Here is a 16,138-nt window from a genome sequence, read left to right as displayed (position 1 = left end):
AAAATAGCTGTATTTTTAGCTTCTTCAATTTCTTGTAATAATATTAATATTTCTTGTTCAAAAATCCATAAATGATTAATTTTAAGTTTAATTTTAGGAATATTTGATGTTTCTAATATTTTTTTTAAATTTTGAATTAAAATATTAGCTTTTTGTTTTTCATCTTTAGTTATTTCATTATTTTTTAATTTTATTTTTTTTTCAATTTTATTAATTATTTCCCATGCTTCTGTTTTTGTTTCTTCTAATTTATTTTCTAAAACTTTTTCATAAATATTATTTAAATTTATAAAATTAACTTTTAATTTTATTAAATTACCATCTTTATATTTTTTTTCTAATAATTCTTTTATTTCAAAATTTAATTTTATTGTTATATTTTTTAATGTATATAATTCTGAAGTATTTAAAAATATGTGGATTTTTTCTATTTTATTCCAGTTTTGAATAAATATTTGTTCTATTTCGGTTTTTAATTTATTTGGGAAAATATCAATGTTTTTTTCATATTTTGATAAAAATAATTGTAATGTATTTTTTAAATATTGAATTTCTTTTTGAATTTTTTGCCAAATTTTATTGTTATTAAAGTAATAATCTGATAATTTTTTTTTATTATTCCAAATTATTATTTTTTCTTTGTTATTTTTATCATTTGAATAATTTTTATTATTATTTTCTTTTTTATTATAAAAATATTCAATAAAAAAACAAAAAATTAAATAAGAAGTAATAAAATAATATTTTAAAATTTTTTTGTCTCCTTTTTTAATAATAATTTAAATTTATATTTAAAATATTTATAAGTATTATGAATAAATTTATATTTAAGGTATAATATTCATATGAAAGAGAAAATGAAATTAATTTTATCAATTGTTTCTTATGAAAACGCTAGTGAAATTCAAAATAATTTAATTAAAAAAAATTTTTTTATTACTAGATTGGCCACTAAAGGAGGTTTTTTAAAAGAAAATAATTCTACTTTTGTTATAGGAGCAAAAGAAAGTCAAGTAGAACAAATATTAAAAATAATTAAAGATTATTCTAAAAAAAAAACTCAAATGATTCCAAATAATATTATAAACCAATTTGGCGCTTTTTATAATTTATCTAATGAGATTAATACAGGCGGTTCAATTACTTTTGTTTTAGATATTGAACAATTTATTAAATTATAATTATATTAAAAGATTAGTTTTTAAAAAAATGAAAGGATTTAATTATGGCATTAAGTAAAGAACAAAAAAAAAAAATTATAGAAAAACACCAACGTTTTAAGGGTGATACTGGCTCAACCGAAGTCCAAATAGCTCTTTTAGATGAGGATATTAAAAATAATAATCATTTAAAAGAACATCCTCATGATTATCATTCTAAAAGAGGTTTATTTATAAAAAGTAGAAAAAAACAAAAATTATTAAAATATTTGAAATCATAAAAATAAAATTTTTTCATAATTATTATTTAAAAAATAATTTTAAAAACAAATAGTTCAAATTTAAAATATTTATATTTAATAAAATATTAAATTTTGATTTATTTGTTTTTTTATTATTTATTTAATTTTTAATTTTTTTTAAGTATTTCTAATAATAAGGTAAATAATTAAAAATTTTATTTTAATTTAAAATTATTTTAATTATTTTAAATAATATAATTAAATTATAATTTTTTATGTTATATTATTTTTTATATTTCATAATTTTATATATTTTATATAAATATTTTTGAATAATTCAATGATTTATTAAAAAGAGAACTTATATTTTAATTAAAAATTTTAAAATTAAGATAAAATTATATAATTTAAAATATAATTAGAATTTATTCTTTAATACATTAAAAGGAATTTAATGAATTTATGATTATAAAAAAACCTAAAGGTACATATGATTTATTATTTAATGAAATATCACAGTGGCAGGAATTAGAAAAAAAAGTTAAATTTTTTTTTGAAAGTTATAATTATCAAGAAATTAGAACTCCAATAATAGAATATAATGAAATTTTTAATCGAACTGCAACTTATTCTGATATGGTTAATAAAGAAATTTATAATTTTTATGATAAAAAGGGTAGATTTATAGCTTTAAGACCGGAAGGTACTGCAGGAGTTGTTAGAAGTTATATTGAAAATAAATTAGATTTTAATAAAAATTTAAATAAATTTTATTATTTAGGTTCTTTTTTTCGTTATGAAAGACCGCAAAAAGGTCGTTATCGTCAATTTCATCAAATAGGAGTGGAAGTTTTAGGTGATAATACCCCTTTTTTAGATTTAGAAGTTATTGTAATGGTTTCAGAAATGTTGCTTTTTTTAGGATTAAAGGATTTTAAAATTATTATTAATACTTTAGGTGATGAAAGTTCTTATAAAAAATATATTCAAGTTTTTAATGAATATATTAAAAATCAAGATATTTTTTTATGTTCTTTATGTAAAGAAAGATTAAAAAAAAATTCTTTGAGAATTTTAGACTGTAAAACTTGTTCACAAAAAAATTTTTTAAAATCAGCACCATTAATTACAGATTATTTAAATGATTTTTCTAAAGAACGTTTTGATACTTTAATTAAAGGTTTAAAATTTATGAAAATTAATTTTCAAATTTGTCCTCATTTAGTAAGAGGATTAGATTATTATAATCATACTGTTTTTGAAATTATTTTAAAATCAGATTCTACTGGAAAACGAAATAGTTTAGGTGGAGGCGGTTGTTATGAACGGTTAGTTGAAGTTTTAGGTGGTAATAAAACACCAGGTATTGGTTTTGCTTTAGGAACAGAACGTTTAATTTCGGTTTTAAAAAAATATGATTTATTACAAAATTATAATAATAACCAAATAGATGTTTATTTTTTATTTTTGGAATCTAAATTATTTTTAAAATCTTTATTTTTAGTAAATCAATTAAGAAATGCTGGTATTAAAACTGACATTAATTATCGTTTTTTGCCTTTTTTAAAACAATTAAAAAAAGCTTTAAATTATAATCCTAAATATTTTGTAATTTTAGGAGAAAAAGAAGATAAAAATAATGAAATTTCTATAAAAAATACTGTTAGTCAAAATCAAAAAAAGTTATCTCAATTAGAAATGGTTCAATATTTAAAAAAGGAACTTAATTTATGAATATTAAATATACACATAATAATAAAGATTTAAATTTAAAAAATATAGGAGAAAAAGTTTATTTAAAAGGTTGGATATCAAATAAAAGAATTTTAGGGAAAATGATTTTTTTAAATTTAAGAGATTTTACAGGTAGTATTCAATTAATTGTAAAATCTGATCATTTTCAATATCAACAAATTTTATGTTTAAAAATAGAAACTGTTGTCGAAATTAAAGGTTTAGTAATAGAACGTATTAATAAAAATAAAACATCGATTAAAAATGATATTGAAGTTTTAATAACTGAATTATTTATATTATCTCAAGCTCAAAATCTACCTTTTAGTATTAATGAAAATTCTATTGAATCTTTAGAAGAAATAAGATTAAAATATCGTTATTTAGATTTAAGAAGAAACGAAATGAAATCATTTTTAATAATTAGACATAATATTACTCAAATTATTCGTAAAAATCTTTTAATTAATGATTTTTTAGAACTAGAAACACCTTTGTTGTCTAAATCAACTCCAGAAGGTGCAAGGGATTATTTAGTTCCATCTAGACTTTACTCTGGTAAATTTTATGCTTTGCCTCAATCTCCTCAAATTTTTAAACAATTGTATATGATATCTGGTTTTGAAAGATATTTTCAAATAGCACGTTGTTTTCGTGATGAAGATTTAAGATCTGATAGACAACCTGAATTTACACAAATAGATATTGAAGCATCTTTTTTAACAAAAAAAAATATTATGAATTTAATTGAAAATATAATGATTGATTTGTTTCAAAAAATTTGGCATAAAAATTTATCTGCACCTTTTTTAACATTAACTTATGAACAAGCTATAAACACTTATGGAACCGATAAACCAGATTTAAGATTTGAACTTCCAATTGAAAATATTGATTGTTATTTAAAAAAAGAATTTATAAAAAAAGATATTTTTAATGGAGGAATCAGAGGAATTAAAGTTAAAAAAAATTTTTTAAAAGTAAATTTAACAAATAAAATAATAAATAAATATAAATCAATATTAAAAGAAAAATATAATTTAAATTTATTTACATTAAAAAAAGAAAATCAAATTATAAATGGTTTTTTAAGTCAATATATTGATGATAGTAGTTTTTTGAATGAAGATGAAATATTTTTTTATTTTCATGATGTTTTAAAAAATCAATTATATATTAATAAAGCTTTAGGTTTTATTAGAAATCAATTGGCTCAAGATTTAAATTTAATTGATTATAATAAAGAATCATTATTATGGATTATAGATTTTCCATTATTAGAATTTGATGTTAAAACTAATAGATATTATAGTACCCATCATCCCTTTACTGCACCTAAAGATATATCAATTTTTAAAAAAAATCCAATTAAATCTTTAGCACAATCTTATGATTTAGTATGGAATGGTTATGAAATTGGAGGCGGTTCTTTAAGAATTAATGATTATAATATTCAACAATTAATGTTTAAAAATTTAGGTTTTACTGATTCAGAAATTGAAAAAAAATTTGGTTTTTTTGTAGAAGCTTTAAAATATGGAACTCCACCACACGGTGGTATTGCTTTAGGATTAGATCGTTTATCTATGCTTTTTAATAAAACTAATAATATTAGAAATGTTATTGGTTTTCCTAAGACTCAAGGTGCTAAAGATTTAATGTTAGAAACTCCTGACTTTGTTGAAAAAGAACAATTAAAAATTTTAAATTTAAATTATTGATTTTTTAATTATTTTTTATTAAAAGGAATTTAATTATGTGTATTAATTTATCTATTGATTTAAATAAAAAATTATTTTATGTTATTTCAGTTAGTGGCGGCGTAGACTCGATGGTTTTATTAAATGTTTTATTTTATAAAAATATTCGCTTAGTTGTAGTTCATTTTAATCATTTAAAGAGAAAAGAATCTTATAAAGATAAAATATTAGTAGAAAATTATTGTTTAAAAAATAAAATCCCTTTTTTTTATTTTGAAATTAAATTATCATTAAATAATTTTCAAAATGAAGCTAGATTGTTAAGACAAAAAAATTTACAATCAGTTGCTTTTCGTTACCGTACTAATTATATTATAACAGCTCATCATTTAGATGATTTGGCAGAAAATATTTTTATGAAAATTTCTCGTGGAAGTTCTTTATTAGGTTATAGTGGTGGTATGCAAATTAAACAAAAAATTTCTGATTTTTATTTTTTAAAACCTTTTTTATATGTAACGAAAAAAGATATTTTGAATTATGCACAAAAAAATAATATTAATTATTTAGATGATATTACTAATAATTTAAATATTTATAAACGTAATGAAATTCGTAATCAAATCATACCTTGGTTTAAAAAAGATATTAATTTTTTAAAACATATTAAAATTTATCATTTTCAAATTTTGGCAACTTATGAATTTATTAGAAATGAAACAAAAAATTTTTTAAAATTACAAAATTCTAATTTTTTTTGTTTAAAAATTTTTTTAAATTTACAGTTAGCAGTGCAAAAAGATATTATTTTATTTTTATTAGAAAATAAAAATATTTTTAAAAATTTTAATTTATTGGAAGATATTATTAAGGGCTTAAAAGAAAAAAATAAACCTAACTTATTTTGGGATCTTTCTAAAAATTTTCAATTTATTAAAAGTTATAATAAATTTTTTTTATTAGATAAAACAAAAAATTTTTTGAAAAAATTCAAAAAACCTATTTTATGCATGGTTTTATTTTTAGAATTAATAAATTTTATTTTTGATCATATTTGTAAAATTTATTATGATAATTTATTACTTCCTTTAAAATTAAGACATCGTAAACAAGGTGATGTTGTAAAATTTTTATATGGTACAAAAAAATTAAAAAGTTTTTTAATTGAAAAAAAAATACCTTTATATAAAAGAGATGAATTATGGTTAATAGTTGATAATCAAAATCAAATTTTATGGATACCAAAAATATATATTAATAAAACTTTAGGTAAAAAAAATAATTGTTATTTAGTTTTAAAATAATAATTTTCTTATAGTTTTTTTTTTATGATAAAATAAACTATAATAATTGACAATTTTTATATTTTATTTTTAATTTAAATAAAATATAAAAAAAATTAAATTATAATAAATTAAATTTATAATTTTATTTTTTTTATTATAAAAATAAGGAATATTAAGTTAATGAAAAAAAATATAAAAGACATTTTTAAAAATTTTAATATTTTTTGGTTTTGTGTTGTTTTCTTACTTGCTAGTTTATTATATTCTTTAATTGCTAAAGAAATTAATAATAAACATAAACATAATACACCTTCAGAAATAATTATTTTATTAAAAGAAATAAAACAACAACAACATTTACTTCTTACTGGAAATTCAATTGATGAAAAAGATATTCTAAAAATACAAAAATTTGAAATTCAAGAATGTTCAGATGGTTCTTATTCAATTCGTTTTCAATTTGGAAAAAAAGATAATCTTCAAGAAGAAAAGATATTTAATAATGTTGATTATGAAAATTATAAAGAAATAATGAAAATTTATTTTGAAATTATGGAAGATGATGTAAAAGAAGAAAACATAAAAACCGGGAATATTGAAGAAATTAATAAAAAAAGAATTGCTTCAGTTCCGTTATATAAAAAAAATTATCAACCTTATTATGGTTTTGCCCCTTTTGTATCTGCTTTGAATATTTGTATTTTAATTATTATATTTTATTTTATATATAATAGTATTGAAAAAACTAGTGCTCAAATTTCTGGTAAAAATTTAAATATATCAAGACAAAAAGTTTTGGTTAATCAACAAGAGTTTACTTTTAAAGATATTGCTGGAGCTGATGAAGAAAAAGAAGAAATGTCAGAGTTGATTGATTTTTTAAAAAATCCTTTAAAATATGAAGCTATGGGAGCAAGAATACCTAAAGGTGTTTTATTATTTGGTCCTCCTGGGGTTGGTAAAACTTTGTTAGCGAAAGCTGTTGCTGGTGAAGCTAAAGTACCCTTTTTTGCGGTTTCTGGTTCTGATTTTATAGAAGTATATGTAGGATTAGGTGCTTCTAGAATTAGAAAATTATTTAATGAAGCTAAACAAAATGCTCCTTGTATAATTTTTATTGATGAAATAGAAACTATATCACATCAAAGAGGTAGTGTAAATTATAGTAATAGTGAACATGATCAAACTTTAAATCAATTATTGGTTGAAATGGATGGATTTACTAAAAACATTGGCGTTATTGTAATGGCGGCAACAAATCAACCAGAATCTTTAGATGTGGCTGTTACTAGACCAGGACGTTTTGATCGTCATTTTAATATTACTTTACCAAGTGTTAAAGATCGAGAAGCTATTTTAAAACTTCATGCTAGAAACAAAAAATTTAATGATGATGTAGATTTTGAAGCTTTAGCTAAACAAACACCGGGTTTTAGCGGAGCTCAATTAGAGGCAATTTTAAATGAATCAGCGTTATTAGCTGCTAGAAAAAATGTTTTAATTATTGATAATAAAGATATTAGTGAAGCTTTAGATCGTGTCTTAATGGGTCCTTCTAAAAAAAGTAAAAAATATAATGATAAAGAAAAAAGAATGGTTGCTTATCATGAATCAGGTCATGCTGTAATTGGTTTGAAATTGCCAGAAGCTAACCAGATTCAAAAAGTAACAATTATTCCTAGAGGTAATGCAGGTGGTTATAATTTAACTCTACCTCAAGAAGAAACTTTTTTTTCTTCTAAAATATCACTTTTAGCTCAAATAACTTCTTTTTTAGGCGGTCGAGCTGCTGAAGAAATAGTATTTAAAGATGTTTCTAACGGTGCATATAGTGATTTTAAATATGCTACAGAAATTGCTAAAAAAATGGTAACTCAATATGGTATGAGTGATTTAGGTCCTATTCAATATATGGAAAATAATTTTTATAAAAATTTTTCAGATTCTAAAGCTGTTGAAATTGATAAAGAAATTCAAAAGATAATTGATGATTGTTATAAAAATGCTAAACAAATTATTACTGAAAATAGAGATCTTTTAGATTTAATTTCTAAATATTTATTAGAAATAGAAACTATTACTCAAAAAGATTTAGAAGAAATTTTACATACTGGTGTTATTGAGTGGTGGGAAAAAGATAAACTTAAAAAAAATCTTCAAAAAACAGAAAAAGAAGACTGTAATAAATAAAAAATAAATATATTTTTATTTTTAGAATAATATTTTATAAAATCTCTTTTTTAAGAGATTTTTTATTTTTTTAATTATAATATTTTTTGATTAGAAAGGAAAAAATAAATCTGGTACAAAATTTTTTTATTATTAGCACAGAAAAAGGTATGCGTTTAGATCATTTTTTAAATCAAAAAATTAATTTTAGTAAAAGTAAATGTCAAAAATTAATAATTTCAGAAAAAATTTTAGTTAATAATAATCCATCTAAAAAAAGTTATATTCTAAAAGAAAATGATCATATAAAAGTTTTTATTACTCAAACACCTATTAATGTTTTACAACCTATTAATTTAAATTTAGAAATTATTTATGAAGATGAATTTTTAGCTGTTATAAATAAACCTAAAAACTTAGTTATTCATCCTTCTATAAGTTTTTCTGGAGTTACTTTGATCAATGGTTTATTATTTCAAATTAAAAATTTTAGAAAAATGGAGGGTTTAAGGCCGGGTATAGTTCATCGTTTAGATAAAGATACTACTGGTTTGATGTTAGTAGCTAAAAATGAGGAAATTAGACAAAAATTACAATTGTGTATTCAACAAAGAGAAATAAAAAGATATTATTGGGCTTTAATTCATGGTCACTTAGAAAAACAAGGTAAAATTATTTTACCTATTGGTAGACATCCACACAACCGTATAAAGATGGCTGTTGTAAAAAACGGTAAACAATCTATTACTTATTTTAAAGTTTTAAAATATTTTAATAATTTTTCTTTAATAGAATGTCAATTAGAAACAGGTAGAACACACCAAATCAGAGTCCATTTATCTTATTTAAAACATTATATATTGGGTGATAAGTTATATGGTTTAAAAGATAATTATTTTTCGAATAATGGACAATTTTTACATTCTAAAAAAATAGAGTTTATTCATCCTATAACTAAAAAAAATATTTTTTTAGAAAGTAATTTGCCTATTGAATTTAAAAACGTTATTAAAAAAATATCTATAAAATAATAAATAATTATTTATTATGTTTATTTTAATTTTATTATGTATAAGTTAAGAGGAGTTAATGAAAGAAATTGAAAAACGAATTATATTTTTGATTGATACAATTAATAAAGCAAATTATGAATATTATACTTTAAATAATTCTAGTTTAAGCGATCAACAATATGATGCTTTATTTCGAGAATTGTTATATTTAGAATCTAAATATCCAAAATATAATTATAAATTTAGTCCAACAACTAAAATTGGCGGTCCTGTTTCAACAAAATTTCATAAATTTTTACATGAAAAATCAATGTTATCACTAAATAATGTTTTTAATATTAAAGAATTAAAATTATTTTATGATAGAATTTCAAAAGAAATTTCTAATTTTACTTTATTAACTGAATTAAAAATAGATGGATTAGCTGTTAGTTTAAAATATAAAAAAGGAGTTTTAGAAAAAGCTGTTACTAGAGGTGATGGTTATCAAGGAGAATTAATTACTGATAATATTAAAACTATTAAACAATTACCTTTAAAATTAAAAGAACCTTTAGATTTAGAAGTACGTGGTGAAGTTTATATGTCTTATAAATCATTTAATTATTTGAATGAAATTAGAAAAGCAGAAAATAAAATTTTATTTGCTAATCCAAGAAATGCAGCTTCTGGGACATTAAGACAATTAGATTCTAAAGTGGTTGCTGAAAGAAATTTATCAATTTTTCTTTATACTATTATAAATCCACCAAAATTTATTATTACTCAAAAATCAATTTTAGAATTTTTAATTTATTTACGATTTCCTGTAAATAATTATTATGAATATGTTTCTAGTTGGGAACAATTAATTAAAAAAATTAATTATTATGAAGAAATAAAAAATCGTTTAAATTATAGTACTGATGGTATTGTTATTAAAATTAATGAATTATCATATCATAGTTTGATTGGCTATACAGCTAAAGCTCCTAAATGGGCTATTGCTTATAAATTTAAAGTTTTAAAAACTGAGACTTTAATTAATAATATTTTATTTCAGATCGGAAGGACAGGCGTTATTACTCCTATTGCAGAACTTTTGCCAACTATAGTTGATGGTAGCCTAATTTCTAAAGTTACTTTACATAATTTTGATTATATTAAAAAAAAAGATATTAGAATTAATGATTTTGTTTTGGTTCATAAATCTGGTGGTATTATTCCAGAAATTATAGAAGTTATTAAAACTAAAAGAAAAAATCAAATTCCTTTTGAAATGATTACACATTGTTATTGTTGTAATACTGAATTAATTAAAAAAGATGCTAATCATTTTTGCCTTAATTTTGATTGTGAAGAAAAAAAAATACAAGCATTATCTTATTTTGTTTCTAAATCAGCCATGGATATTAATGCTTTAGGATTGCAAACTTTAAAGATATTATTTTATAAAGGTTTTTTAAACAATATTTCAGATTTATATTATTTAAATCAATATCAAAAACAAATTGAAAAATTACATGGTTTTGGTAAAAAAAAATTTAATAATATTATTATTTCTTTAGAAAAAAGTAAAAATAAGTGTTTATCTAATTTTTTAATAGGTTTAGGTATTAAAAATATTGGCATTCAGTTAGCTAAAATTTTAGCTCAAAAATTCGAAAATATTGATAATTTACAAAATGCTTCTATAGATAGTTTATTAGAAATTAATGAAATAGGAATAAAAAGTGCTAAAAATATTAAAGATTTTTTTTTAAATTCTGAAAATTTAAAATTAATAAAAAAATTTAAAAATGCAGGTTTAAATTTATTTTATTTAAAAAGTAAAAACAATATTAATAATAATATTTTCCAAAATAAAAAAGTTATTTTTACAGGTATTTTAGAAAAATATTCTAGAAATCAAGCAAAAAAAATAGTTATTGAGTTAGGTGGTATTATTATTAATAGAATTTCTCATAAAACAAATTATTTAATTTTAGGTAAAAAACCTGGTTCTAAATTAATAAAAGCTAAAAAATTTAATATTAAAATTTTACAAGAAAACGAATTTGAAGAATTAATTAAATAATTTTTAATATTTATTATTTTAAAATTTTAATAAATAAATGTTAAAATTTATATGTATTTTAAATTTATATAATTTTTTAAATATTTTAAAAATTATATTTAATTCTAATTGTTTCAATTATTTATATACTAAAAATAATTTATTTTTTTAATTTATAGAATTTATTAATATTTTATTATAAAATAAATAAAATTATTAAATAATCATATAAAATACATAAAACAAATTATTTTTTAAGAAAATTCTTTAAATAGAAAGAGGTTATATTAATAAGTGTCGTCGTCGTCGTTATTAGGAGAATTAACACATCCTATAATTATATTAATGATTTTAATAATATTTAATGCTATTTTTGCTGCTAGCGAAATAGCTTTGGTTTCTTCCAGTGAGAATGCAATTGATTTAGATATTAAAAAAGGTTTAAAAAAAGCTATTAAAGTTAAAAAAAATAAAGAAAAACCAACAAATTTTTTATCAATGATTCAAATAATGATTCATATATTAACTTTTGTACAAGGTAATATTGTAACTAAATATTTTAATAATTTTACAGGTTTAAATTATATATTTATTGAAATAATTATTATTTTTGTTTCTATTATTTTTGGTGAGTTGATTCCTAAAAGATTAGCTATGAATTCACCTTTGAAAACTACTTATATTTTTGTAAATTTAATGAATTTTATTTCTTTTATTTTTACACCCTTAGTTTGGTTATTAACTAAAATTAATAATTTTATTTTAATTATTTTAGGATTTGATCCGAATAAAATTGTTAATTCTTTTTCTGAAGATGAAATTCGTTTATTATTATCTTCAAGTTATCGAAAAGGTATTATTGATCGAAATGAAAATGAAATTATTCAAAATGTTTTTGAATTTGATAATACTTCTGTTTCAGAAGTAATGCGTCATAGAAAAGAAATAGCTGCTGTTGAAATTACATGTACTAAAAAAGAATTAATTCAATTTATTGAAATTCAAAAATATACTAGATTTCCAGTATATGATGAAAGTATAGATAATATTGTTGGTATAATTCATATTAAAGATTTTTTTAAATATTTAATAGATAATAATGAAATAGATATTAATGAAGTTAAAAAATTTTCAATAAATGATTTCATGAGAGAAGCACATTATGTTTTAGAATTTAAAAAAATTAGTGAATTGTTTAGAGAGATGAAATTGAAGCAAAATCATATGTCTATTGTTATTGATGAATATGGTGGAACTGCTGGTATTGTTACTATTGAAGATTTGATTGAAGAAATTTTAGGTGAAATAGCAGATGAATATGATAATAGTGTTGATATTGAAAAAATTTCTGATAATGAATATATAATTAAAGGATTCACTAGTTTATATGAAGTTGAAAATATTATTCAAGCTGGTTTACCAGTTAATGATTATGATACAATTAGTGGTTTTATGATTAGTCAATTAAAAAGATGGCCTAAAAAAAACGAAAATGTAACAATTATTTTTCAAGGTTATAAATTTCAAAGTTTAAAATATATTAATAGAGTTATCACTAAGGTTAAGGTTATTAAAATTTTATCTATCAATGATGAAGATAATGTTTTACCTATTGATGTTACAAATTAATTTTTATTTTTAGTAAAATAATTTTATTATATTTATTATTTTTTAATTTAGTGTATAATATTTTTGATTATTATTTTTTATGAAATTTAATTTTAAAAAAATTAATTTATTATTGGGCTAGTCCTTATAGTTTTAATGGTAAAATATAGCAATGGTAATGCTAAGTTACAAGTTCAATTCTTGTTAAGGGCACCAAAATTAATTATATAAATAATTAATAAAATTATTTTATATTTTTTTGTTTAATTGCGGACGTCATATAGTGGTTATTATACGTGCTTGCCAAGCACGAAATGGGGGTTCGATTCCCCTCGTCCGCTCCATATAATTAATAAATTTTAAATTATTTTAATATAAAAAAATAAAAGACTGGATATAAATTATCCAGTCTTTTATTTTTTTATTCATATTATATATATAATATATTTAAATTAATTAATGATTATTATATTTAATTTGGTGCGGATAATGAGATTTGAACTCATATAAGAAATAAATTCTTACATACCCCTCAAGCATGTGCGTATTCCATTTTCGCCATATCCGCAATGAATAAATTATTTAAATATTATTATAATTTTAAATTTTTTTATTCTATAGAAAAAATATAAAAAATATTTTTGTCTTCATTTTCTATAATTTCTGTTTCTATTTGAAAAAAATTTTTTTTTAAAAATGATTTCAAATCATTCAGATTTTTTTTTTGAATTATATTTTTATTATAGAAAATAGTTAAAAATTCTGAATCATTTTTTATTAATTTTTTTAGTAAATAAAAAGTAGCTTATTGGGATAGAATCAGGGCGTTTTATCTTACGAAATTATTACCACTGAAGCCCCCCACACCACCGTACAAGCAAGTTTCCAAGCATACGGCGGTTAATCTGAGTTTATTTTATATTTGTTTATGTTTATAATTTTTATTATTTATTATGATAATAAAATAATTATTTTCACATTTTTTCTATTGTAAAAAGTTATTTTTGTCTTTTGTATGTTGGAATAATTTTTAGTACTTTATTTTTACTAAAAATTATTCCAATATTTAGACTATAAACTCAGTTTTCCCCTTTCGCCTTGTAAAGGTTATTAACCTTTTCCTTGGTGAGTCAGTTCATTAACATATTTCAATATTAATTTTTAATTTCTCACGACTACTATGGTTCTGCTTTCTCCTTGCCACTTAATTATTATGCCTTCTTTTTCTTATATTTAAGAAAGAAAGGTATGGTTTAGGAGGATAGAAGTTACTCTAAATTACTACCTGTATACCTTTAGGTGAGATGACACTCTATTTTTGTTGATTATAATTATATTATTTTAGATATAATATATAAATGTTTTTTTTTGTTTATAGAGGTGAGTTCTTAGATTTGTTTGACCTATTTTTATTAAGGTTGATAATTTTAAATATCTAAACAAAAAAATATTTAATCGCTCTAAGAATGGAAACTTAAACTATTATTTTTCCAAGTTGTGTTATTGCTCTTCTTTATTCTCTTAGGAGTATTTCAACTCTTATCCTTGGGTATCACTTCATCTTGCGTAATTCTTATTGGGTTAATATTTTTCCCTTAATACGCTTTTATTCTCTGCTGTAATTCTAAATTCTTTCGTCTTTAGAACCGAGAATATGATGTAACATATTATCACAATGTTCGCAATTGGTTATTTTGCTAGTAATTTAGGCATCTTTCTCGCCCTGTTTAAATCACTATCATTATATATTTTTTTTTCTTCTAAAAAACACATAAAATCATTTTTATTTTTATTATTTTTTAACGTTAAATCATTATTTATATTATTTATTATTTTACCTATTTTTGTATTTTTTAATTTATTTTTCATATTATTTAAATTTGTTTCTAAATCTAAATTAGGATCAAAAGTTAAAAGTGCTGCATAACCTTGAGCAAAACTTTCTGTTTTTATTATTTTAATATTATTTTGTGGTAAATTATTAATAATTTTTTTTATTTCTATATATATTTGTTTTTGATTAGGTAAAATAATAATATTTTTATTATCAATTTTTTTAATTTTTTCTATAAAATCATCAACTTTTAAAGACATATTTGTTTTTCCATCTATTATAATATCAGCATTTAATTCTTTGAATGATTGTAACATTTTTTTGCCGGATACTACAGTTATTATAGTGTATTCGGAATTATTTTTTTCTTTTGGTTTATTATTTTTTTTTGTTTTTATTATTTTTTGACATTGTTGTTTCATGTTATCTATTTTTATTTTATTTAATTCCCCATAATTTAATAGATAATTTAATATAATACCAGGATTATTGGTGTGTATATGTAATTTTAGAATATTTTCATTAATAATTAAAACTACCGAATTTCCGTGATTATGCAATAATTTTTTTATTTTTTCTTTATCTATTTTATTATTATTTTTTAAATTTATTATATATTCACTACAATAAATATATTTTAATTCTTCTATATTTAAATTATGAATAAATTCGAAATTATTTATTTCTTCTTCTTCTTTTTTTTTATTATTATATTCTAATTTTTTACCTTGTAAGAACATTAACATGCCTTTTAAAATTTCAATAAAACCAGCTCCTCCACTATCAACTACTTTAGCTTTTTTTAAGATAGGTAATAATTCTGGTGTTTTTTCTAAAGAAATTTCACTATTTTTGATTATTTTTTTCATTAGTTCTTTAATATCTTTGTTTTTATAATCTGTTTCTTTAATATTTTCAATAGATTCACGAATTACTGTTAAAATAGTTCCTTCTGTTGGTTCTGATACAGCTTCATAAGCTTTTTTATATCCACAAATTAATGTTTGTATAAATTCTGAAATATTTATAGTATTTTTATTAATTTTTTTTAGTTTTATATAAATTCCAGAAAAAAACTGAGATAAAATAACTCCTGAATTACCTTTAGCACCAATTAATAAAGCTTTAGATAAAACTTCTGCAATTTTAATAATAGAACTAGATTTTATTTTGTTAATTTCTTGAATGCCTTCCATCATTGTCATTTTCATATTATTTCCGGTATCTCCATCTGGTACAGGAAAAACATTTAAATTATCTATTTTTTTATAATTATTTTTTAAATTAATAGCTCCATTAGTTATCATTTTTTTAAATAAATCTGCATTAATTTTTTTTGTATTTATCATTTTGTTAC

General features: G+C 19.9%; 10 protein-coding genes, 3 tRNA genes and 1 pseudogene. 11 read left to right on the top strand and 3 right to left on the bottom strand.

The window, feature by feature from the left end:
- The first annotated feature begins 845 nt into the window (after positions 1 to 845).
- The 11 genes from ACLHHF_RS00790 (at position 846) to ACLHHF_RS00740 (ending at position 13,291) form a co-directional block, all read left to right on the top strand.
- Positions 846 to 1,181 (top strand): cyclic-di-AMP receptor, encoded by a 336-nt coding sequence (locus tag ACLHHF_RS00790; RefSeq protein WP_411307928.1) that lies wholly within the window; start codon positions 846 to 848, stop codon positions 1,179 to 1,181.
- A 44-nt stretch (positions 1,182 to 1,225) separates the two neighbouring features.
- Positions 1,226 to 1,441 carry a 30S ribosomal protein S15 gene (gene rpsO, locus ACLHHF_RS00785; RefSeq protein WP_411307927.1) on the top strand — a complete coding sequence of 72 codons (216 nt, stop codon included), beginning with the start codon at positions 1,226 to 1,228 and terminating at the stop codon, positions 1,439 to 1,441.
- Between the two features lie 426 nt (positions 1,442 to 1,867).
- Positions 1,868 to 3,136: a histidine--tRNA ligase gene (gene hisS / locus ACLHHF_RS00780; RefSeq protein WP_411307999.1), complete on the top strand. Its 1,269-nt coding sequence runs from the start codon at positions 1,868 to 1,870 to the stop codon at positions 3,134 to 3,136.
- Positions 3,133 to 4,857 (top strand): aspartate--tRNA ligase, encoded by a 1,725-nt coding sequence (gene aspS, locus ACLHHF_RS00775; RefSeq protein ID WP_411307926.1) that lies wholly within the window; start codon positions 3,133 to 3,135, stop codon positions 4,855 to 4,857. Before hisS ends, aspS begins: the two co-directional genes overlap by 4 nt.
- A 35-nt stretch (positions 4,858 to 4,892) precedes the next feature.
- A complete protein-coding gene (tilS, locus tag ACLHHF_RS00770) occupies positions 4,893 to 6,140 on the top strand; it encodes a tRNA lysidine(34) synthetase TilS (protein ID WP_411307925.1) in 1,248 nt (415 codons plus the stop codon).
- Between the two features lie 162 nt (positions 6,141 to 6,302).
- The gene (gene ftsH, locus ACLHHF_RS00765; protein WP_411307924.1) at positions 6,303 to 8,312 is read left to right on the top strand and encodes an ATP-dependent zinc metalloprotease FtsH; all 2,010 of its coding nucleotides are present in this window, start codon (positions 6,303 to 6,305) and stop codon (positions 8,310 to 8,312) included.
- Positions 8,313 to 8,398: 86 nt separating this feature from the next.
- Positions 8,399 to 9,322, top strand: a complete 924-nt coding sequence (locus ACLHHF_RS00760) for an RluA family pseudouridine synthase (protein WP_411307923.1) — start codon at positions 8,399 to 8,401, stop codon at positions 9,320 to 9,322.
- Positions 9,323 to 9,380: 58 nt separating this feature from the next.
- Complete coding sequence (ligA, locus tag ACLHHF_RS00755; RefSeq protein WP_411307922.1) at positions 9,381 to 11,360, top strand: NAD-dependent DNA ligase LigA; 1,980 nt, start codon at positions 9,381 to 9,383, stop codon at positions 11,358 to 11,360.
- 273 nt (positions 11,361 to 11,633) lie between these two features.
- Positions 11,634 to 12,968, top strand: coding sequence for a hemolysin family protein (locus tag ACLHHF_RS00750; RefSeq protein ID WP_458859927.1), 1,335 nt, complete (start codon positions 11,634 to 11,636; stop codon positions 12,966 to 12,968).
- Between the two features lie 120 nt (positions 12,969 to 13,088).
- Positions 13,089 to 13,163 (top strand) — tRNA-Thr (locus ACLHHF_RS00745).
- A gap of 53 nt (positions 13,164 to 13,216) precedes the next feature.
- Positions 13,217 to 13,291: transfer RNA gene (locus ACLHHF_RS00740), tRNA-Gly, on the top strand.
- Positions 13,292 to 13,425: 134 nt separating this feature from the next.
- Here ACLHHF_RS00740 and ACLHHF_RS00735 read toward each other — a convergent pair.
- From ACLHHF_RS00735 to ACLHHF_RS00725, 3 genes and pseudogenes are all read right to left on the bottom strand, one after another.
- A tRNA-Leu gene (locus ACLHHF_RS00735) sits at positions 13,426 to 13,515 on the bottom strand.
- 42 nt (positions 13,516 to 13,557) lie between these two features.
- Positions 13,558 to 13,731, bottom strand: a pseudogene (locus tag ACLHHF_RS00730) (DAK2 domain-containing protein); the annotation flags it as partial.
- Between the two features lie 905 nt (positions 13,732 to 14,636).
- Positions 14,637 to 16,130, bottom strand: a complete 1,494-nt coding sequence (locus ACLHHF_RS00725; protein ID WP_411307921.1) for a DAK2 domain-containing protein — start codon at positions 16,128 to 16,130, stop codon at positions 14,637 to 14,639.
- Positions 16,131 to 16,138: the final 8 nt, after the last annotated feature.

The sequence above is a fragment of the Candidatus Phytoplasma pyri genome (assembly GCF_046600495.1).
In the GTDB taxonomy this organism is placed as follows: Bacteria; Bacillota_I; Bacilli_A; order Acholeplasmatales; family Acholeplasmataceae; genus Phytoplasma; species Phytoplasma pyri.
The sequence above is the reverse complement of the archived record's forward strand: the minus strand, read 5'-3'. Positions and strand labels throughout refer to the sequence as shown.

Excerpts from the sequence above, each read along its gene's own strand:
- rpsO (WP_411307927.1), top strand. The coding sequence starts at position 1,226 with ATGGCATTAAGTAAAGAACAAAAAAAAAAAATTATAGAAAAACACCAA.
- ACLHHF_RS00790 (WP_411307928.1), top strand. The coding sequence starts at position 846 with ATGAAAGAGAAAATGAAATTAATTTTATCAATTGTTTCTTATGAAAAC.
- aspS (WP_411307926.1), top strand. The coding sequence starts at position 3,133 with ATGAATATTAAATATACACATAATAATAAAGATTTAAATTTAAAAAAT.
- ftsH (WP_411307924.1), top strand. The coding sequence starts at position 6,303 with ATGAAAAAAAATATAAAAGACATTTTTAAAAATTTTAATATTTTTTGG.
- ACLHHF_RS00725 (WP_411307921.1), bottom strand. The coding sequence starts at position 16,130 with ATGATAAATACAAAAAAAATTAATGCAGATTTATTTAAAAAAATGATA.
- tilS (WP_411307925.1), top strand. The coding sequence starts at position 4,893 with ATGTGTATTAATTTATCTATTGATTTAAATAAAAAATTATTTTATGTT.
- ligA (WP_411307922.1), top strand. The coding sequence starts at position 9,381 with ATGAAAGAAATTGAAAAACGAATTATATTTTTGATTGATACAATTAAT.